This is a genomic window from Streptomyces liliiviolaceus, assembly GCF_018070025.1.
In the GTDB taxonomy this organism is placed as follows: domain Bacteria; phylum Actinomycetota; class Actinomycetes; order Streptomycetales; family Streptomycetaceae; genus Streptomyces; species Streptomyces liliiviolaceus.
Genome location: NZ_JAGPYQ010000001.1, coordinates 6,555,472 through 6,575,242, shown reverse-complemented (window position 1 = coordinate 6,575,242; position 19,771 = coordinate 6,555,472). Strand labels below are relative to the sequence as shown.

The 19,771-nt window shown below is 71.4% G+C and carries 16 protein-coding genes; 4 read left to right on the top strand and 12 right to left on the bottom strand.

The window, feature by feature from the left end; translation table 11 throughout:
• Nucleotides 1-318 precede the first annotated feature (318 nt).
• The gene (locus J8N05_RS28235; protein ID WP_308286891.1) at nucleotides 319-1,332 is read left to right on the top strand and encodes an STM4015 family protein; all 1,014 of its coding nucleotides are present in this window, start codon (nucleotides 319-321) and stop codon (nucleotides 1,330-1,332) included.
• Nucleotides 1,333-1,517: 185 nt separating this feature from the next.
• Here the strand turns inward: J8N05_RS28235 and J8N05_RS28230 are convergent, their stop codons facing one another.
• From J8N05_RS28230 to J8N05_RS28220, 3 genes are read right to left on the bottom strand one after another with little or no spacing between them, the layout of a single operon-like run.
• Complete coding sequence (locus tag J8N05_RS28230; protein ID WP_210887622.1) at nucleotides 1,518-2,651, bottom strand: M20 family metallopeptidase; 1,134 nt, start codon at nucleotides 2,649-2,651, stop codon at nucleotides 1,518-1,520.
• Nucleotides 2,648-4,141, bottom strand: coding sequence for an aldehyde dehydrogenase family protein (locus tag J8N05_RS28225; RefSeq protein ID WP_210887619.1), 1,494 nt, complete (start codon nucleotides 4,139-4,141; stop codon nucleotides 2,648-2,650). Before J8N05_RS28225 ends, J8N05_RS28230 begins: the two co-directional genes overlap by 4 nt.
• A gap of 59 nt (nucleotides 4,142-4,200) precedes the next feature.
• A complete protein-coding gene (locus J8N05_RS28220) occupies nucleotides 4,201-5,766 on the bottom strand; it encodes a GMC family oxidoreductase (protein ID WP_210887617.1) in 1,566 nt (521 codons plus the stop codon).
• 121 nt (nucleotides 5,767-5,887) lie between these two features.
• On the opposite strand from J8N05_RS28220, the gene J8N05_RS28215 reads away from it, so the two are divergent.
• A complete protein-coding gene (locus tag J8N05_RS28215) occupies nucleotides 5,888-6,412 on the top strand; it encodes a GbsR/MarR family transcriptional regulator (RefSeq protein WP_247706531.1) in 525 nt (174 codons plus the stop codon).
• A gap of 159 nt (nucleotides 6,413-6,571) precedes the next feature.
• Here the strand turns inward: J8N05_RS28215 and J8N05_RS28210 are convergent, their stop codons facing one another.
• The 5 genes from J8N05_RS28210 to J8N05_RS28190 form a co-directional block, all read right to left on the bottom strand.
• The gene (locus J8N05_RS28210) at nucleotides 6,572-7,099 is read right to left on the bottom strand and encodes an NUDIX hydrolase family protein (RefSeq protein WP_210890444.1); all 528 of its coding nucleotides are present in this window, start codon (nucleotides 7,097-7,099) and stop codon (nucleotides 6,572-6,574) included.
• Between the two features lie 138 nt (nucleotides 7,100-7,237).
• Nucleotides 7,238-8,305: an iron-siderophore ABC transporter substrate-binding protein gene (locus J8N05_RS28205; RefSeq protein ID WP_210887614.1), complete on the bottom strand. Its 1,068-nt coding sequence runs from the start codon at nucleotides 8,303-8,305 to the stop codon at nucleotides 7,238-7,240.
• Nucleotides 8,305-10,209, bottom strand: a complete 1,905-nt coding sequence (locus J8N05_RS28200) for an ABC transporter ATP-binding protein (RefSeq protein WP_210887610.1) — start codon at nucleotides 10,207-10,209, stop codon at nucleotides 8,305-8,307. The genes J8N05_RS28205 and J8N05_RS28200 overlap by 1 nt, the downstream gene beginning before the upstream one ends.
• A complete protein-coding gene (locus J8N05_RS28195; RefSeq protein ID WP_210887607.1) occupies nucleotides 10,206-11,900 on the bottom strand; it encodes an ABC transporter ATP-binding protein in 1,695 nt (564 codons plus the stop codon). Before J8N05_RS28195 ends, J8N05_RS28200 begins: the two co-directional genes overlap by 4 nt.
• Nucleotides 11,901-12,050: 150 nt before the next feature.
• Nucleotides 12,051-13,403 (bottom strand): lysine N(6)-hydroxylase/L-ornithine N(5)-oxygenase family protein, encoded by a 1,353-nt coding sequence (locus J8N05_RS28190; protein WP_210887605.1) that lies wholly within the window; start codon nucleotides 13,401-13,403, stop codon nucleotides 12,051-12,053.
• Between the two features lie 86 nt (nucleotides 13,404-13,489).
• On the opposite strand from J8N05_RS28190, the gene J8N05_RS28185 reads away from it, so the two are divergent.
• Nucleotides 13,490-14,437 (top strand): methionyl-tRNA formyltransferase, encoded by a 948-nt coding sequence (locus J8N05_RS28185; RefSeq protein WP_210887603.1) that lies wholly within the window; start codon nucleotides 13,490-13,492, stop codon nucleotides 14,435-14,437.
• An 83-nt stretch (nucleotides 14,438-14,520) separates the two neighbouring features.
• Complete coding sequence (argB, locus tag J8N05_RS28180) at nucleotides 14,521-15,498, top strand: acetylglutamate kinase (RefSeq protein ID WP_407699981.1); 978 nt, start codon at nucleotides 14,521-14,523, stop codon at nucleotides 15,496-15,498.
• Between the two features lie 131 nt (nucleotides 15,499-15,629).
• Here argB and J8N05_RS28175 read toward each other — a convergent pair whose 3' ends face one another.
• The 4 genes from J8N05_RS28175 to J8N05_RS28160 form a co-directional block, all read right to left on the bottom strand.
• The gene (locus J8N05_RS28175; RefSeq protein WP_210887600.1) at nucleotides 15,630-16,490 is read right to left on the bottom strand and encodes a glycoside hydrolase family 16 protein; all 861 of its coding nucleotides are present in this window, start codon (nucleotides 16,488-16,490) and stop codon (nucleotides 15,630-15,632) included.
• Nucleotides 16,491-16,686: 196 nt separating this feature from the next.
• On the bottom strand, nucleotides 16,687-17,547 hold the full coding sequence (locus tag J8N05_RS28170) for an ABC transporter ATP-binding protein (RefSeq protein WP_247706530.1): 861 nt from the start codon (nucleotides 17,545-17,547) through the stop codon (nucleotides 16,687-16,689).
• 4 nt (nucleotides 17,548-17,551) lie between these two features.
• Nucleotides 17,552-18,571 (bottom strand): FecCD family ABC transporter permease, encoded by a 1,020-nt coding sequence (locus J8N05_RS28165; protein WP_247706777.1) that lies wholly within the window; start codon nucleotides 18,569-18,571, stop codon nucleotides 17,552-17,554.
• Between the two features lie 101 nt (nucleotides 18,572-18,672).
• Nucleotides 18,673-19,695, bottom strand: coding sequence for a FecCD family ABC transporter permease (locus J8N05_RS28160; protein WP_383935747.1), 1,023 nt, complete (start codon nucleotides 19,693-19,695; stop codon nucleotides 18,673-18,675).
• Nucleotides 19,696-19,771 lie beyond the last annotated feature (76 nt).

Here is a 19,771-nt window from a genome sequence, read left to right as displayed (position 1 = left end):
CATGGGAGCGCAGACCGCCGGCCGGGTGGTGACCCCGCTTCCACGGCGACTGGAAACCTCCAGAAAGGCTGGTGGCGTATCTTCCGCAAGGCCGCCATCGCCGGCCAGTCCTTCGTCGGCCCACCCGAGATCGACCAGGCCACCCGTCAGATTTGAAGAGTCCCAGTGACAGTCGGAGCCGCGGAACCTGGCGCACAACCGAGGCGGCGGGCGCTTCCTTGGCCTGCGCGGTTTCCGAGTATCCTCGCCCTCACTCGCCGCGAGGGGGCCGTCTACGGACTGGCTGACCCCGATGATCAATCGGCGTGGACTTCGCCTGTGAACGGATTGATTATGTATATGGATCACTTAACGGCGCTGCACGGTCTTCCCGTCCACCAGTTCCCGGCTCCGGGGGAGGGGGATGGGCCGATGCCTGCGGCGGAGGATGTCGCATGGCGCATCTGTAGCGCCGACTATGAGGCGAGTGAAATCTGGAGCGAAGCCGTACCCGATGGGACTTACGAGGGGCAATGGGACCGCTTCCTCAAGACGGTAGACCTTGCGCGGGTACAGGCTTTGGTCCTTGGTGGCGGTGCCTACTCCTCGGAAGGCCCCCCTGATCGGGCGGTGAGCGAGCTCATTGCCGCTGCGGACCGGCTCACCGGCCTCAAGGCGTTGTACCTCGCCGATCTCACACCCGAAGAATCCGAGATGTCCTGGATAGTTCAGGGTGATGTGACGCCAATTCTCAACGCATTCCCCCGTCTCAGAGAACTTGGGGTGCGCGGCTCAACCGTAGGCATGGCGGCTGATGAAGAAGGCTCGGGCCTGCGGTTGACACCGTTGCGGCACGAGCACCTGCGCATCCTGCGGCTGGAGAACGGCGGTCTGCCCGGCGAGGTGGCGCGCGCCGTGGCCGCCAGCGACCTGCCCGCCTTGGAGCACCTGGACCTGTGGCTGGGTGAGGAGTTCTACGGCTGCACCACGACCCTCGCCGACCTGTCCCCCATCCTCGACGGTGACCGGCTGCCTGCCCTGCGGCGCCTCGGACTGCAGAACAGTTACATGCAGGACGAGATCGCCGCCGCGGTGGCCGGCGCTCCCGTCGTCGCTCGCCTCACCGCGCTGCACCTGGGCCTCGGCACCCTGAGTGACACCGGTGCCACCGCGCTCCTCGGTGGCCAGCCCCTGACGCACCTCAAGGAACTGGATCTGCACCGCCACTATCTCTCCGAGCCCATGATGCAGCGCATACGCGGAGCACTGGAACCGGCCGGGGTGGTGGTCAACCTGGATGAGCGGGAGGAGATCGGAGAGGGCTCGGGCCGATACGTAGCGGTCGGAGAATGACTTTCCCCCACAGGCGCGTGCTGCTGGCAGAGACCGTCCTTGGGGAATGGCCGTGCGCCGCGAACCGGCATCTGTTCCTCACGAGCCGCAACCCAGCGGCGATTACAGCCGTCGGCTGGCCCTGGCCTCCACCGGCTACATGCCTCCTCCGGTCAGAACCGTGGTTCAGGACTTCGGGGCTGCTCTCAGGGGCGCTGAGCCGCTAGGGCGACATCGATGGCCGTCCAGGCCATGCCGGTCGCCCCGTCGAGCACGGCCCGGTCCGCCTTCTGGGTGCGGCACGCGGCGGTGAACTCCGGCTGGTGGTTGACCGCGGGCGCGCAGTCGAGGCCGAGCATGGGGTGGATGGTGGGTACGACGTGGGAGACGTTGCCCATGTCGGTGGCGGCGCCGGTGACACCGGCCGGCAGGTCGGGGAAGCGGCGGCCCAGTGCCGTCGCGTTGGCGACCCACAGGTCCAGCAGGTCCCGGTCCGGCCGCAGGTCGGCGTAGTCGGGGCCGACCGGTGTGGTGGTCAGCTCGCAGCCGGTGGCCAGCGCGCCCGCCTCGAAGCAGCGGCGCACCCGCTCGGACAACGGCCGCAGCGCGTCCAGGCTGTCGCTGCGTACGATCCAGCGGCCCTGGCTGGCGTCGGGGACGATGTTCGCGGCGGAGCCGGCCCGGGTGACGATGCCGTGGACGCGGTCGGAGGCGGTGGTGTGCTGGCGCAGCAGCCCGACGGCCACCTGGGCGACGGTCATGGCGTCCGCCGCGTTGACGCCCAGCTCGGGATAGGCGCCGGCGTGGGCCGCCCTGCCCTGGTAGGCCACGTCGAACTGGGTGACGGCCAGGCCGGGCATCGCCGCCATCTCGACCGCGGCCGGATGGACCATCATGGCCGCGTGCACGCCGTCGAAGGCGCCCTGTTCCAGCATCAGCACCTTGCCGCCGCCGCCTTCCTCGGCGGGGGTGCCGAGCACCCGTACGGTCAGGCCGAGTTCGTCCGCCAGGGGGGCGAGTGCGATACCGGCGCCGACGGCCGCCGCGGCGATGACGTTGTGGCCGCAGGCGTGGCCGATGTCGGGCAGCGCGTCGTACTCCGCGCAGATCGCGATGTGCGTCGGCCCGCTGCCGACCGTCGCCCGCACGGCGGTGGGCAGCCCGCAGTATCCGTGCTCGACCTCGAACCCCGCGTCGCCGAGGGCGTCGGCGACCCAGCGGCTGGCGAGGTACTCCTCGAAGGCCAACTCGGGGTGGGCGTGGATCCGGTGGGAGAGGGCGATCAGGTCGTCCGCCGCGGCACGGACGTGCCGTGCCGCGGCCTCCTTGGCGGTGGTCACCGGTCGGCCGCCGGAGCGGTTGCGGCCGCCGGGACGGTCGCCGCGATGTGCACGGCGGCGGGCCGGGTCGCCGCGTCGTAGGCGGCACGGGCCCCGGTGGCTCCCATACCGCTGTCGCGGGCGGGCTCGTACAGCCGCTCGGGGCCGCCGCCCTGCCACTGGTTGACCCACACGACACCGACGGGCAGTCGCGCGGCGGCCGAGATGTGGTCGGGGTCGTCGGTGTAGACGGTGGCGGCGAGGCCGTAGCGGGAGTCCGCCGCGCGGGCCAGGCCCTCCTCGAAGCTGGGCACGACGGTGACGGGCGCGACCGGACCGAACGTCTCCTCGGTCATCACGAGCATGGTGTCGTCGACCCCGGTGAGCACGGTCGCCGGGTAGAAGTAGCCGGGACGGTCCGGCACGGCTCCGCCCGCGCGCACGGTGGCGCCCTTGCGGACGGCGTCCTCGACATGACGGCGTACGGTGTCGCGCTGCCGTCCGTCCACCAGGGGGCCGAGCATCGTGGCGGGGTCGAGACCGTCGCCGACGGCGAAGGTGCCCGCGGCGGCGACGAGCGCCTCGACGAACTCGTCCGCGATCCGCTCATGGACGTAGATCCGCTCCATGGAGGTGCAGATCTGGCCGGTGTTGATGAACGCGCCGAACGCGACGGCCTGCGCGGTGGTCACCGGATCGACTCCGGCGTCGATCACGACGGGGTCCTTGCCGCCGAGTTCGAGCACACTGCGGCTCAGCCGCCGACCGGTCGCCGTTCCCACGGCACGGCCCGCGCCGACCGACCCGGTGAAGTGGACGAGTTGTACGTCCTCGTGTTCCGTCAGCGCAGCGCCGGTGCGGGCGTCGCCGAGGACCAGGCTCAGTACGCCCGGGGGCAGCCCGGTGGCGGCGGCCAGCTCGAACAGCCGCACCGTGGAGACCGGGGACCGCTCGGAGGGCTTGACCACGACGGTGTTCCCGGCGGCGAGCAGCGGGCCCAGCGCGCCGAGGACCATGACGACGGGGAAGTTCCACGGGGTGATCACGGTGGTGACGCCGAGCGGGTGGCGGACGATGTCGGTCCGCCCGCCCGCCGGACCCGTACCCGCATCCGCTGCTCCCGCGTCCGTACCCGTCACCGTTTCGGTGAACGGGTAGGTGAGCGCCTGGTCCGCTGCTGCCTTCAGCCCGGCCACGGCACCCGCGATGAAGGACTGCCCGATGCCGACCGGCTTGCCCATCTCCCGGCATTCCAGTTCGGCGAGTTCCGCGGCGTGCGCGGCGATCGTGTCGGCCCAGGCGTGGATCAGTTCCACCCGCCGGGCCACGGTGAGCGCGGCCCAGCCGGGCTGCGCCGCGACCGCCCCGGCCACGGCGCGGTCGACGTCGTCGGCGCCGCCCGCGCGGAACTGCGCGAAGGTCTCCTCGGTGGCGGGGTTGACCACGGCGACGACGTCCTCGCCGGCCGGCTCCGCCCACCGGCCGCCGATGTAGTGCTGAAGGGTTTCCATGAGGGTGGCCGTCTCTCTTCGGTACGGGGTGGGTCGAGGTGTCGCGGTGAGGGAGCGGATCAGGCGTCGAGCCGGGCGGCCATGAGTTCGCCGGTCATGATGGCGGCGAGATTGGTGTTGGCCCGGGGCACGGCGGGGAAGACCGAGGCGTCCACGACCCGCAGGCCCCGTACCCCCTGGACCCGGCACGCCGGGTCGACGACCGTGTCGGCGGCTCCGGGAGCGCCCATCAGGCAGGTGCTCGTGCCGTGCTGGGCGTCGATGACGGTGGACAGCAGGTGGTCGTCGAGGTCGCCGTCGTGCGCGAGGGCCTCGAACAGCGGACGGTTGGCTTCCGCGACCGAACCGCCCAGGACTGCGGCTGTCTCGGCACGGCCGCTCAGTTCGACGAGGGCCCGCACGCCCTCCCGCATCGGGGCGAGGTCGCGCTCGTCGGAGAGCATCCGCTGGGCGACGTACGGGTGTGCCGAAGGGTCGGTGGAGACCAGGGTCAGTTCGCCGCGCGAGTGGGTGCGGTTCAGCCAGACACCGAAGCCACCGGAGTGCGACTCGGCGTTCGCCGTGGCCATGGCCAGCACGTTCTGGTTGAGCGAGACGAACATGAGGTCGTCGGAGTGCGTACCCGAGGTGCTGGACCAGCGCACGCAGACGTTGGTGTGCCGGTCGTGCGGTGACTTGATGGCGGCTTCGGCCCGCAACGGCAGGGAGAGCACCGTCATCGCGTGGTCCTGCATACCGACACCGACCGGCAGGTCCTGGCGGACGTCGATGCCCAGCGCCCGCAGCCGGGCGGCGGGGCCGATGCCCGAGCGCAGCAGGATCGCCGGGGAGTGGATCACTCCCGCGCTGAGGATCACCTCGTCCGCGTACTCCGTGACGATCGCCCCGTCGATCACCACCCGGACGCCGATCGCGCGGTCGTTCTCGAAGACGACGGAGTCCACGAGCGCGTCGCCGCGGACGGTGAGGCCGGGCAGTTCGCGTGCGGGTTCGAGGTAGCCGTCGTTGACGGTCACGCGGCGCGCGTCACGGGAGTTGATCGGGTAGGGCGAGACTCCGGTGGCGCCGGGGGCGTTGACGTCGGGCGCCCAGCCGTACCCCGCCGCGAGCGCCGAGTCGGCCAGGGCCCGGTCGACGCCTCCCCAGGCGCTCCTCGGGGTCCGGTGGATCGGGGTCGGTCCGCCCCGGCCGTGGTACGGCCGGTCCCCGTACTCCTCGTCGTCCTCCAGCATCGAGAAGTACGGCAGCACGTCCTCCGGCGCCCAGCCGGTACACCCGAGCCGGGCCCACTCCTCGAAGTCCTCCATCGGCGGCCGGATCGCGATCTGGCCGTTCACGGACGAACTGCCGCCCATCCCACGGCCGCGCCAGTACGGGGCCTGTTGCTGCTTCTCGGTGCGCGAGGAGTTCAGGCCGGTCCACACGAGATGTTCCGAGGCCGCGGGGTCCATCAGGGCCACCACGGGATTGGGCGAGCGCCACGGTTCCGGCAGCTGCGCCGAGCGGTGGTCGGGGCCGGCCTCCAGCAGGAGGACCCGCCGGCCGCGGGCGGCGGCGCGGGCTGCGAGCACCGCACCGGCGGACCCCGCGCCGACGACGATCAGATCGCGATCATGTTCTGCCATCTGGACTCCTTGATACGGGAGCGTCCCGCGCCGGTGACTCCTGCGTGGATGCTGGTAATCTGACGTATCAGGAAAGTTCAGTCAAGAATGAATTTTCATTTTTTTCCGTACGGGAGGATCGGTGTCGCCAGCCGCCGACGACGGTTCGGCCATGCGCGCGGGGAGTCCGGCCGGGGAGGGCGAGAGCCCGGCCGGGGTGGACGAGCTGCTGGTCGAGGACTTCGGGCAGCGGATCGGACGTGCGATGGGGTGGCCGCCGATGGCCGGACGGCTGGGGGGCGTGTTGATGCTCAGCCCGGACCCCATGACGATGCCGGAGCTGCAGGAGGCCCTGGGCGCCAGCAAGGGCTCGGTGTCGGAGATGACCCGCCTGCTCATCACGAACGGCACGGTCGAACGGGTCAAGGTGCCCGGCGTGCGCCAGGCCGGTTACGTATGGCGCGACGACGCGTGGAGCGGCTGCCTCCAGCATCAACTCGACCAGACCCAGCAGCTGTTCGAGCTCGCGCGGACCGCGCGGGAGCGGGGGGCGGACATGCCGGAGGCGCAGCAGGCGCGGCTGCGGGACATGCACACCTACTACGCCTTCATGGTGCGGGAGTTGACCCGCCTGCTGGGTGAATACCAGCGGCTGCACGCGGGTTGAGGGGAGCGGACCGGCAAGGGGTCGGCCCGCGCCCGTTCTCGGGGACACCCACGCCCGCACCGACGCCTGCTCCCACACCGGCGCCCGCTCCCACGCCGACGTCCACTCCCACGGTCCGAGGGGACGCCGGGTCGCCGAACAGCGATCCGCGCGTCCTTTTCAGGACAGGGCGCCCATGTGCGCGAGGGCCTGCTTGAGCAGGGCGCCGTGGCCGCCCGGCATCTCGTTGAGGACCATGGCGGAGGACGCCTCCTGGGGGCTGAACCAGACCAGGTCGAGGGCGTCCTGGCGGGGACGGCAGTCACCGGTCACCGGCACGATGTAGGCGAGCGACACCGCGTGCTGGCGGGGGTCGTGGAACGGCGTGTCCCCAAGCGTCGGGAAGTACTCGGCGACGGTGAAGGGCTGCAGCGAGGCGGGGATCCTGGGCAGCGCGACCGGCCCGAGATCCTTCTCCAGGTGGCGCAGCAGGGCGTCCCTGACCCGTTCGTGGTGCAGCACCCGGCCGGAGACGAGCGCGCGGCTGACCGCCCCGCCCGATCCCATGCGGAGCAGCAGTCCGATGCTGGTCACTTCGCCGCTGTCGTCGACGCGTACCGGCACGGCCTCGACGTACAGGATCGGCATACGGGCGCGTGCCTGCTCCAGCTCGTCGTGGGGCAGCCAGCCGGGCGTGGTTTCGGTCATGTCAGACATTGGTTGATCATACTTTCAGCCTCTGGTGTCGCGAGCGTGTCGCCCGACACAGCGTGGTCCGGGGCCACGGACGATCCGTGGCCCCGGACCTTCTGTCCGCTGGGCCCCGCTGTAGTCGCGAGGTCACTCTCAAGAGGTCGGTTCGGTCACCTTCGTGGCGGTGTCGCCGTCGACGGCCGCGGCCAGCTGCGGCACCAGACGCTCCAGCATGTAGGGCAGGCTCAGCACCGAGACGAACGACACGGAGTTGCCGTAGTCGCTGGTCTCCTCGACGAAGACCTCGCGGCCCTGCTTCACCACGTCCAGGTCGCCGTAGAGCGCGTTCTTGTGGAGCTTGGCCTCGTCCTTGGCCGTGTCCCCGACGATCCAGACGGCGGCGTCGGTGTTCAGCAGGTCGGTGCGCTCCTTGCTGATGTTGGCACCGAACTTGTCACCGATGACCTTGTCGAGGTCGGTCGGCAGTTTGAAACCGAGGTCGGTCAGGACCCGCGAGCGCGAGTCCTGGCTGCCGAAGACGAAGATGCCCTCGTACGGCGTCGCCATCACGCCGGTGGACTCGGCGAACTTCGGATTGTCCTTGGCGGCGGTCGCGAAGTCGGACTCGACGCCCTTCACGAGGTCCTTCGCCGCGGACTCCTGCCCGAGCGCCTTGCCGATGATCTCGGTCTGCTGCTGCCACGGCACACCGAAGTCGTTGTACTGCTTCGGCTGCGCCACGACCGGGGCGAACTTCGACAGGGTCGTGTACTGGTCCTTGGTGAGGCCGCCGTAGACCGCGAGGATCAGGTCGGGGTTCAGCGCGGCGATCTTCTCCGTCTGCGGGCCCGTGCCGGTGTCCTTCAGCACGGTCGGGGTCTTCCCGCTGCCCAGTTTGTCGGTGGCCCAGGGGCCGATGGCGCCCTTGTAGCCGCCGAGCCACTCGGTGGTGCCGACGGGCACCTTGCCGAGGGCGAGTACGGCGTCCTGGTCGGTCAGCCCGACCGTGACGATCCGCTTCGGCTCGGACTTGACGGTGGTGCTGCCGTACTTGTGGGCCAGGGTCACCGGGAAGGCGCTGTTCGCGGACGCGGACTTGTCCGCGCCCGCCGCGTCCGAGCCGGAGTCGTCGTCGGAGCCGCAGGCCGCCGCGGTGCCGAACAGGAGGAGTGCGGAGGCGAGCGTCGCGACAAGGCGTGCGCCTCTGGAAGAGCCGGGCATCAGTGGTCCTTCACGGTGGTGGTGTCAGGGCTGGTGGTGACGTGGCTGGTGGTGCTGTGAGGGCTGGGGTGGTGCGTGGGGGTCAGGTCGGCCGTGGCGCGGGTGCCGGACCACGCCGCCCACAGGGAGGCGTAGGGGCCGGCCGCGGCGCACAGCTCGTCATGGGTGCCGTTCTCCACGATCCGGCCGCCGTCCATGACGACGATCCGGTCCGCGGTGGCGGCCTGGGTGAGGCGGTGCGCGACGATCAGCGCCGTACGGCCCTCGACCGCCCGGTCGGCCGCCTGCTCCAGGAGCCGGGCGCCGGTGCTGCCCGCCTCGGCGGTGGCCTCGTCCAGTACGGCCACCGGGGGATCGGCCAGTACCAGGCGGGCCAGGGCGAGTTGCTGGACCTGCGCGGAGGTCAGGCGGTGCCCGCCGTCGCCGACGACCGTGTCCAGGCCGTCGGGGAGCGCCCCGGCCCAGTCGAGGGCGTCCACCGTGGCCAGTGCCGTACGCAGTTCGTCGTCGGTGGCGCCGGCCCGTGCGAGCCGCAGGTCGTCCGCGAGCGGTCCGGCGAAGACATGCGTCTCCTGGGTGACCAGCGCAACGGGCAGGCCCTCGCGGGGCTCGCCGTCGCCGGTCGCCACGCGTACCGAGCCGGACGTCGGACGGTGCACGCCCGCGATGAGTTTGGCGAGGGTGGTCTTGCCCGCGCCGCTCACGCCGACCAGGGCCACCCGCTCACCCGCCCGGAGGGTGAGGTCCACACCGTGCAGGACGGGGCGGCCCGGCTCGTACGCGTGGTCGATGCCCGTCACGGTGACCGTGCCGTGCGCGTCCGTGGCCCGTGGCTCGTGGCCCGCGGACGGCTGCGGCTCGGGGGAGAGCCGCGGCTCGGGTGAGGGCTGGTCGGCGACCCCGACCAGGCGGGCGAGCGCGGCGGTCGCCGACTGCGCGTCGTCGAGGAGGACGAGCGCCTGGTTGACCGGCGAGAACAGACTGTGGAAGTAGAGCGCGGCGGCCGTGGCCGTGCCGATGGACACCGAGCCGCCGCGCACCAGCAGGAACCCGGTGACGAGGACCGCCGCGAGCCCGGCGTACTCCGCCACGTGCAGCCGGTTGTAGAAGTTCAGCACCAGCCGGACGCCGCGCAGGGTCAGCTCGACCGCCGCCGACGAACGCCGGGTCACCCGCGCGGTGTGCTCCTCCTCAAGACGGAACGCCCGTACGGTTCCGGCGCCCGCGATGGTGTCCAGCAACTGCTGCTGCTGGGAACCGGTGGCGATCCGCTGCTCGGCGTAGAGGGGCACGGCGTTGCGCACGTACCAGCGGGCGGTGGAGGCCTGGACGGGCACCGCGACGAGGGCCGCGAGGAAGAACCGCCAGTCCAGCGCGGCCATCGCGGCCAGCGTCAGCACGATGGCCAGCAGCGAGCGGGCCAGTTCGGGCAGGGCGGAGCGCACCGCCTCGCCCACCACCGAGACGTCGCGGGTGACCCGTGCGGTGAGGTCGCCCGCCCCCGCCTTCTCCACCTGTTCCAGGGGCAGCCGCAGGGCCTTCTCGACGAACCGCTCGCGCAGCTGCGCGAGGACGGTCTCGCCGAGCCGGGCCACCAGTGCCAGGCCCAGCACGGTGGCCGCGCCCTGGGCGAGGGCGACGAGCACCAGCAGGACGACCGGCTGGGTGATGCTCCCCGGCGGGCGGTGGTCGGCGACCAGGTCCACGATGCGGCCGAGCAGCGGCTGGACCAGCAGCCCGACCGCGGTGGCCACGACCATCATGGCGAACCCGCCGAGCGCCAGTCGGCGGTGCGGGCGCACGAGTTCGCGTACGGCCGCGCGGGTACGGGCCTGGGTCGCGGTGGGCAGCAACTCCCGGCCGGAGATGGTGGTTCCGCCCGGTTCGACGGCGGTGTCACTCATGCCAGAACCGCCGCTCGGTAGGTCTCATGACGGGTGATCAGGTCGGCGTGCGGGGCCGTGTCGGCGACCCGGCCGCCGTCGAGCAGCACCACCCGGTCGGTCACGGCGAGCAGGGCGGGGCTGGTGGTCACCAGGACCGTGGTGCGGCCCTTGCGGACCTCGCGCAGACCGGTCGCGATACCCGCCTCGGTCACGGCGTCGACCGCCGTGGTCGGATCGTGGACCACCAGGACGGCACGGTCGGCGGCCAACGCGCGGGCCAGCGCGACCCGTTGGCGCTGTCCGCCGGAGAGCGAGCGGCCGCGTTCGCTGACCGCGGTGTCCTCGCCGTCGGGCAGGGTCTGCGCGACCTGGTCCACTCCGGCCGCCGTCATGGCCGGTTCGGGATCGCCGGACGCGGGAGCGGAGGCCGTCACGTTGTCGCGGACGGTGCCTTCGAAGAGGTCCGCGTCGTGCTCGGCGACCAGCAGGGCCGTACGCATCTCGGCCGGATCCAGGTCCCGCAGGGACACGCCGTCCAGTTCCACCGTGCCCGAGTCGGGGTCCGCCCGCCGGGCAAGGCAGCGCAGCAGATCGGTCGCGTGGGCGGGGTCGGTGGCGACCACGCCGAGCAGTTCGCCGGGCGCGATGTCCAGGTCCACCTCGCGCAGTCCGCCGTGGCTGACGCCGGCCAGTCGCAGTGCGCCGCGCACCTCCGACGGCAGGCTCAGGTCACCGGCGGTGACGCCGTGCGGGGTGGCCAGGACCTCCCCGACCCGGCCGGCCGAGGCGCGGCCCTGGGCGAGTTCGGCGTTGACCCAGGCGAGTACTTCGAGGGGGCCGACGAGGAAGAGCGCGAGCCCGACCGCCGACACCAACTGGCCCAGGCTGATGGTCCCTTCGGCCGCCAGCCGTCCGCCCACCAGGGCGACCAGGGCGATCAGGCAGCCGGTCAGGGAGAGCACCATGCCACTCTGGAACGCCTGTGCGCGGGCCGCCTTGAGCGTGGCCGCCAGCGAGTCGCGGCTGGTGGTGCGGTACCGGTCGATGGCCGCCGACTCACCGCCGATGCCCTTGAGGATCCTGAGGCCCGCCACCAGGTCGGCGGCGACGGCGGACGCGTGCGCCGCGCGCTCCTGCTCGGCCTCGCTGCGGGTCTCCAGCGGCTTGCTCAGCAGATGCCCCAGCCACAGCAGCACGGGAGTGCCGAGCAGGACGACCAGACCGAGCAGGACCGACGTGCGCAGCAGGACGACGGCACAGGTGAGGATGCCGGCCAGGGACGCGATCCCGTACATCACGGCCGTGTTGACGCCGCCGACCCGCTTGGCGTCCTCCGTCGCGATGTTGGCGAGCGCTCCGGGCAGCCGCCCGTCCTCGGCGCCGCCGCCGGGGTGCAGTACGCGTCGTACGAGGGAGATGCGCAGGGAGTGTTCGGCCCGGACCGCGGACCGGTCGCCGGCCCAGGCGCCGAAGCGGAAGGACAGGGCCAGCCCGACATAGACCACGGCGAGCACGCCGAGCCACAGGAGGAGGGCGCCGGTGTCGGAGCCGGTGACGGCCCGGTCGATCACCACGCCGATCAGCACCGGGACCAGGGCTTCGCCGACCTGGTGTCCGGAGGCGAGCAGTGCGCCCAGACCGACGTCCCGGCGTTGCTCCCTGACCGACTCCCGCAGGACGTCGCGTCCTGACGGATTTGTAGGACTCACCCGCAACCCCTCCGGGATCGGACGAAGAAAACTTAGGTGAGGCTACTCTAAGTTGCTGACCATGGCATTGCCCAGGGCGGGCGTGTGTGCGGGAGCCCGGCGCGGGTGTGGGGGTGGGTGCCGGTGTCGCACCCGCGCCGGACGGGCCGCTCAGGCCGCCGGTATCGCCGAATCCGCCAAGTCGCCTGCGCGGTGGGCGATCAGGGACTCCAGGATCTCGCCGGACCGTACCGCCGTGGTGGACAGCAGGGTCGAGGTGAGGCCGTGCGTGTGCTCGGTGGCGCCCTGCAGATAGATGCCCGCCGTGACGTCGGGGGTCAGCTCGACACGGTGGTCGCGGCCGACGCGTACGGCGTCCTTGTCGTCCCGCAGGCAGAGTTTCGCGGTTCTGCCCAGCAGGGTGTCGAGGTCTCTGGGACGGTAGCCCGTCGCGTGGACCAGCAGGTCCGCGGAGATCACCTCCCGTTCCCCGGTGGGGAGGTACTCGACGGTGACCTCCAGATGGTCGTCGAGGCTGCGGACGTCCCGGATGCGGGACACGTTGCGCAGTTGCAGCCGCTCACGGCCCTGGACCTTCTCGCGGTACATCGTCGCGTACAGCGACTCGATGAGGTCCATGTCGACCACCGAGTAGTTGGTGCTGCGGTGGTAGTCGACCAGGGACTGTTTCACCTCCGGCGTGGACCGGAAGTAGACGTCCACGGCCTCCGGGTCGAAGATCCGGTTGGCGAACGGGCTGTCGTCGGCGGGCGTGTACCCGTACTTGGCGAAGATCGCGCAGATCTCCGCCTCGGGGAAGGAACGGTGCAGGTAGTCGAGCGCCTCGGCGCCGCTCTGGCCCGCGCCGAGCACCAGGACACGGCCCACCGAGCCGCCGTCACCGGAGGCGTTCAGCTCCCGCACGCGCGGCACGAGTTCGCTGTTGTGCCAGATGCGGTCCGACAGGGCCGTCTCCGGCGGCAGATGCGGCTCAAGGCCGACGGCCACCGAGATGTTCCGGGCCCGCCGGGTGACGGTCCGGCCCGGCTCGCCGGGCACGCGGCTGATGACGTCCAGCCAGCGGACCTCCCCGTCGGGGCCGGTCACCGGATCGACGGAGACGACCTCGTCCGAGTAGTCGACGAGGTGCGCCACCCGGGCGGCGGCCCACTCGAAGTACTCGTGGAACTCGATCCGCAGGGGGAACAGCGTCTTGGCGTTGAGGAAGTCCACCATCCTGCCCCGCTCCCGCAGGAAACACAGGAAGCTGAAGTCGCTGGTCGGGTTGCGCATGGTGACCAGGTCCTTGAGAAAGGACACCTGCATCGTGGCGTCTTCGATGAGCATGCCCCGGTGCCAGCCGAACGACGGCTGACGCTCCAGGAATCCCGCGCGGATCCGGTTCTCCGGAGCGGCTTGGGCGTTGTGTTCCTCAACCGCAATGGCCAGTGCGAGATTTGACGGCCCAAACCCTATACCGAGCACGTCAAGGACGGCGTCCGGTTCGTCGTGCAGTGCGTTCACCGCAACTTTTCCTTCCCCTAGGCGCCACTGATGTTAAATAAGGTTAGCCTTACCTTGCAATGGTGTGTCCTAGGAGAGGATCGACTATGCGGGTCGTCATGTTCGGCTACCAGACCTGGGGGCATCGCACCCTCCAGGCTCTGTTGGACTCCGACCACGAGGTGGTCCTGGCCGTGACCCACCCCAAGAGCGACCACGTGTACGAGAAGATCTGGGACGACTCGGTGGCCGATCTGGCCGAGAAGCACGGCGTACCGGTGCTGCTGCGCAACCGGCCCGACGACCCCGAGCTCCTCGCCGCGCTCAAGGACGCGGAGCCGGACCTGATCGTCGCCAACAACTGGCGCACCGTGCTGCCCCCGGAGGTCTTCGACCTGCCGCCCCACGGCACGCTCAACATCCACGACTCGCTGCTCCCGGCCTACGCGGGCTTCTCCCCGCTGATCTGGGCGCTGATCAACGGCGAGCGGGAGGTCGGTGTCACCGCGCACCGGATGAACGCCGAACTCGACGCCGGCGACGTGCTGTTGCAGCGCGCGGTGCCGGTCGGCGCGACCGACACCGTCGCCGACCTGTTCCACCGCACGGTCGACCTGATTGGCCCGGTCGTGAACGAGTCGCTCGATCTCATCGCCTCGGGCCGCGCGCAGTGGATACCGCAGGACCGCAGCCGGGCCAGCTTCTTCCACAAGCGGTCCCTGGAGGACAGCCGGATCGACTGGACCTGGCCGGCCGAGGACATCGAGCGGCTGGTACGGGCCCAGTGCGACCCGTACCCGAACGCGTTCACCCACCACCGCGGGCAGCGGATCCGGATCGTGGAGTCCGCGGTCTCGGAGGGTCGTTACGGCGGAACCCCTGGCCGGATCTTCATCCGCGAGGGCGACGGGATCGTCATCGTCGCCGGTACGGAGGCGAGGAACGGGCGGCTGCGCGGGCTGGTCGTCAAGCGGGTCCGCACCGAGGACGGCGCGGAGCACGCGGCGACGGACTACTTCCGCACGATGGGCGGCTATCTCACGGGTCGCCCGTGAGCGCCACCGCGGTGACCGGCGCGACGGTGGCCGACGGGGCGGTGACGGACGGGGTCGTGACGGCCGGTGCTGCCGCGGACGCGGTGACCGGCGCTGCCGCGTCCGCCGGTCTCGCCGAGCGGCTTGCGGCGCTGGAGCCCCTGCGCGGGCACACGGTCGTCGTCAAGTACGGCGGCCACGCGATGACCGACGACACGCTCCGGCGGGCCTTCGCGCAGGACGTCCTCACCCTGTACCGGGCGGGCGTCCGGCCCGTCGTCGTGCACGGCGGGGGCCCGCAGATCGCCGCCCACCTGGACCGGCTCGGGCTCAAGTCCGACTTCCTCGACGGGCTCAGGGTCACCACCCCCGAGACCATGGAGGTCGTACGGATGGTGCTGTCCGGCAAGGTCCAGAAGGACCTGGTCGGACTGCTGAACGAGCACGGGCCGCACGCGGTGGGCCTCAGCGGCGAGGACGGGCACACCCTCACCGCCGTCAAGCGGTACGCCCAAGTGGCCGGTGAGAGCGTCGACATCGGCCTGGTCGGCGATGTGGCCCGGGTCGACACCGCCGTCGTACGGCTGCTGCTGGAGGGCGGCCACATCCCGGTGGTCTCCTCCGTGGGCCGGGGCGAGGACGGGCAGGTCTACAACGTCAACGCGGACACGGCGGCGGGCGCGCTGGCCGCCGCGCTGGGGACGCGGGTCCTCGTCGTCCTCACCGATGTGCCGGGGCTGTACGCCGACTGGCCGGCGAGCGAGCGGGTCGTCGACCGGATCGGGGCGGCGGAACTGGAGCGGGCGCTGCCGGGGTTGGCCGGCGGGATGGGGCCGAAGATGGAGGCGTGTCTGCGGGCCGTGCGGGGCGGGGTGGGGGTGGCCCGGGTGCTCGACGGCCGTGCCCCGCACGCCCTGCTCGACGGACTGGTCGGCGGCGCGGGGTCCGGCACGACGGTCGTGCCGGACCCGACGGCCTCCGTGCCCACCGTGGCCTCTGTGACCCCTGTGGCTTCCGTGGTCCCTGTGCCCTCGGCGTCGGTGGCGCGCGCAGCGGCTCCGGCTCCGGCTCCGGTGGTGTGACGGTCCGATGGTCTGATGGTCTGACACGCGCGTGGTGCCCGGCCGGGAGGCGATCCCGGCCGGGCACCACGTGTTCGGGTCTTGAACGCGTTCCGGCGGCCACGCTTCACAGGGTGTCGCCGGCGGCCCCGTCAGCCGTCGCTGGTCGTCACCTTCACCTCGTCGACGACCAGTTGCTGCGGGAAGCTGGTCGAACCGTCGGGGTCGCCGGGCCAGTAGCCGCCGACCGCGAGGTTGAGGATCAGGAAGAACGGCTTGTCGAAGACCCAGGTGTTGCCGTTCAGGTCGGCCGGGGTGCGGGTCTGGTAGACGGCGCCGTCCACGGACCAGGTGATCTTGTTGGGCGCCCAGTCCACCGCGAAGGTGTGGAAGGCGTCCGCGAACGCCTCACCGTTCGGCAGCGAGTAGCCGGCGCCTATGCCGCCCGAACCGGAGTAGCCGGGGCCGTGCAGGGTGCCGTGCACGGTTCCTGGCTCGAAGCCCACGTTCTCCATGATGTCGATCTCGCCCGAGTTGGGCCAGCCGACGTCACCGATGTCCTGGCCGAGCATCCAGAACGCGGGCCAGATGCCCTGGCCGCGCGGGATCTTCATCCGGGCCTCGACGTGCCCGTACGTCGCGGTGAACTTGCCGGAGGTGTTGAGCCGGGACGAGGTGTACTCGCACGACCCGTACCAGCACTGGTAGTTGGCCGGGTTCTCGCGGCGGGCCTCGATGACCAGGTGGCCCTGGCCGTCGAGCTTCGCGTTGTTGTTGCCCGCCGTGTAGTACTGCCGCTCGTGGTTGTTGACGTTGTCGCCGGTCTCGACCTGCCACTTGCCCTGGTCGACACCGGAGCCGGCGGCCCCGTCGAAGGTGTCGGAGAACGTCACGGCCTGGGCCGCCCGCGGAGTGGGGTCCGCGTGGGCGGCGGGGGCGACGGACGCGGCCGCGACGAGGGCGGCGGGCAGTGCTGCGAGAAGGCATTTGCGGAGCAGACGTGGGGAAGCCACGACTCTCCCTTCCGTAGGGCGTCCCCGTGCGGGGGCGCGCCCACTGAGGTGGGGGGAAATGCTTCGCCTCTCGTTCTAAGAAGTGAACGAGATCAGTGTCAAGACATAGGTACGGACCTGCCGTCCCCCCAGCCTCATCTGCCTCTTACGGTCACCGTTCGGTCATACGACGCACACAAGTCCCGCCCGCGAGGCTCTAGTCGGCCGCCTTTACCGTCGCCGTCTCCAGGGACGGGCCCCCGTGGTGGCGGCCCATCGGGATGACCAGGGGGGTGTGACTGACCGGGTCCATCGTGATGCGGCAGGTCAGGTCGAAGACGTGCTCGACCGTCTCGGCGGTGATGACCTCCGCCGGGCTGCCCTCGGCGACGATCTTCCCGGACTTCATGGCGACGACGTGATCGGCGTACCGGCAGGCCTGGTTGAGGTCGTGGAGGACCATCACGACCGTACGGTTCTCCCGGCGGTTGAGGTCCGTGACCAGGTCGAGGACGTCGATCTGGTGGGCCAGGTCGAGATACGTCGTCGGCTCGTCCAGGAGCAGGACGGGGGTGCCCTGGGCGACCGCCATGGCGATCCAGGCGCGCTGCCGCTGACCGCCGGAGAGTTCGTCGACGGGCCGGTCGGCGAGGTCCGTCATGTTGGTCGCGGCCAGCGCCCGGTGCACGGCCTGCTCGTCCGTCTTCGACCACTGCCGCCACCAGGTCTGGTGCGGTGAACGCCCCCGGTTGACCAGGTCGATGACGGTCAGGCCCTCGGGCGCGACCGGGCTCTGCGGCAGGATGCCGAGCCGCTGGGCCAGCTCCCTGCTGGGGATGGACTGCAGCGCCCGGCCGTCGAGGTGGACGGCCCCTTCCTTGGGGGCCAGCAGCCGGGCGAGCGCCCGCAACAGGGTCGACTTGCCGCACGCGTTGGCGCCGACGATGGCCGTGATCCGGCCGGGCGGGACCGCCAGGTCGAGGCCGTCGACGACCAGCCTGTTGTCGTACGCCAGCCGCAGACCGCTCGCCCGCAGGTCGGGATCGGGGTCGGGGGTCGACAGGGGTTCAGCCGACATGGAATCAACCTCCTGAGCCCGCGCGGTTGGCGCGGACGAGCAGCCAGAGCAGGACCGGCGCGCCGAGCACACCGGTGACGATGCCGACCGGCAGTTCCGTGCCGGGGACGAGCGTACGGGCGATGAGGTCGCCGCCCAGGACGACCAGTGCCCCGGTCAGTCCCGAGGCGACGGTGGGTGGCCAGGCCGTGCCGGCCAGCCGCTGTGCGATCTGCGGGGCGGCCAGTGCCACGAACGCCACGGGCCCCGCGGACGCGGTGGCGAAGGCGATCAGACCGACCCCGGTGAGCAGGATGGCGAGGCGTACGGGCTGTACGCGCGTACCGAGCCCGGTGGCCACGTCGTCACCGAGCTGGAGCGTGCGCAGCAGCCGGCCGAGCAGCAGGGCCGTCGGGAGCAGCACGGCCAGCGCGATCGCGAGCGGGCCCACCTGCCCCCAGGTGCGGCCGTTGAGGTTGCCGACCAGCCAGCCCAGCGCGGCCTGCGCCTGGAAACGTCCGCCCTTGGCCACGAGGTAGTCGGTGGCGCTCGTGCAGATCCAGGCCACGCCGATGCCGACCAGGATGATCCGGTAGCCGGTGGTGCCGCGCCGCCAGGCCAGTGCGTAGACGGTCAGGGCGGTGACCAGGGCGCCGAGCAGGCCGAGCGCCTGGGTGCCCAGTCCGCCGTCCCAGCCGAGCACGATGCCCGCGACGACCGCGGTGCCCGCGCCCTGGGTGAGGCCGATCATGTCGGGGCTGGCCAGCGGGTTGCGGGTCATGGTCTGGAACAGCGCGCCGGAGACCCCGAAGGCGATCCCGGCGAGCAGTCCCACCAGGGCGCGGGGCAGCCGCAGTTCCTCCACCACGAGGACGGTGCCGGGGTCGCCGGAGCCCACCAGGGCCCGTACGACGTCGGTGAAGCCGATCGGGTAGTCGCCGGTGGTCAGGCCCCAGCAGAACAGGACGAAGGTGCCCGCGGTGAGCATCACGCACAGGGCCACGAGGCGGGGGCGGAAGACACCGGAGACGGGCGGGAGCGCCAGCCGGAAGGTGCGGTGGTGGACGGTTCCGGCCGAACGGGGCGTGTCGACGGGGGACTTGAGGGTGGAAGGGGAGGTGGGGGCGGACTTCTGATGCGGCACGGTCACACCTCCGCGAGATTGCGCCGACGGACCATGGCGATGAAGAACGGACCGCCGATGAAGGCGACCAGCACCCCCGCCTGGATCTCGGTGGGCCGTGCCACGAGGCGTCCGAGGATGTCCGCGGCGAGCAGCAGGATGGGGGCGAGGACCGCCGACAGGGGCAGCAGCCAGCGCTGGTCGGGGCCGATGCCCGCCGACTGGGCGAGCACGCGGGCCACATGGGGGACCACCAGGCCGAGGAAGACGACGGGGCCGATGACGGCGACCGCGGCCCCCGTCAGCAGGGTGATCGCCGCGACGCCCGCCAGCCGGACCAGGCCGAGGCGCCGGCCGAGGGAGGCCGCCACGTCGTCGCCGAGGGCCAGGCTGTTGAGGGCCGGGGCGCAGGCCAGCGCCAGAAACGCGCCGAGGGCGAGGAAGGGCAGGACCCGCCACACCATGCCGTTGTCCGCCTCCGCGAGTGAACCGGCCGACCAGAAGCGGTACTTGTTGAGCGCGTCCACGTCCGTGAGCACGATGGCCTGGGTGAACGACCACAGCATCGAGGTGACGGCGATGCCCGCGAGCGCCAGCTTCACCGGGGTCATCCCGGACCGCCCGAGGCCGCCCAGGAGATAGACGGCCACCGTGGCGATCAGCGCCCCGCCGAACGCGAACCACACATATCCGTACAGGGAGTTGATACCGAGCACGCCGACGGCGAGCACGATGGCGAAGGCGGCGCCCGCGCTGACCCCCAGTACTCCGGGGTCGGCGAGCGGATTGCGGGTCAGGGCCTGCATCAGTGCCCCGGCCAGCCCGAGGGCCGCGCCCGCGGTGAGGCCGAGCGCGGTGCGCGGGATGCGCGCCGACCAGACGACGTTGTCCACGAACCGGCTCGGCGCGTCGCCGAACAGAGCCGAGATCACCTGGTCCGGCGGGATGTTGGCCGCGCCGAGCGCCAGTGACAGCAGACACAGGACGGCCAGGACGGTACCCAGCAGTGTCACGAGAAGGACAGGGCGCACTCTCTTGCCCGTCACCTTGCGGTCTCCAACGGCCAGCTCCCTTAGGTTAGGCAGGCCTTAATCGTAGTGGGGATCACGTGGTCCGCCGAGA

Bases quoted from the DNA above. Each gene is read 5' to 3' on its own strand.
- J8N05_RS28225 (WP_210887619.1), bottom strand. From the start codon at position 4,141: ATGGAAACCCTTCAGCACTACATCGGCGGCCGGTGGGCGGAGCCGGCC.
- J8N05_RS28220 (WP_210887617.1), bottom strand. From the start codon at position 5,766: ATGGCAGAACATGATCGCGATCTGATCGTCGTCGGCGCGGGGTCCGCC.
- J8N05_RS28210 (WP_210890444.1), bottom strand. From the start codon at position 7,099: ATGACCGAAACCACGCCCGGCTGGCTGCCCCACGACGAGCTGGAGCAG.
- J8N05_RS28205 (WP_210887614.1), bottom strand. From the start codon at position 8,305: ATGCCCGGCTCTTCCAGAGGCGCACGCCTTGTCGCGACGCTCGCCTCC.
- J8N05_RS28200 (WP_210887610.1), bottom strand. From the start codon at position 10,209: ATGAGTGACACCGCCGTCGAACCGGGCGGAACCACCATCTCCGGCCGG.
- J8N05_RS28185 (WP_210887603.1), top strand. From the start codon at position 13,490: ATGCGGGTCGTCATGTTCGGCTACCAGACCTGGGGGCATCGCACCCTC.
- J8N05_RS28170 (WP_247706530.1), bottom strand. From the start codon at position 17,547: ATGTCGGCTGAACCCCTGTCGACCCCCGACCCCGATCCCGACCTGCGG.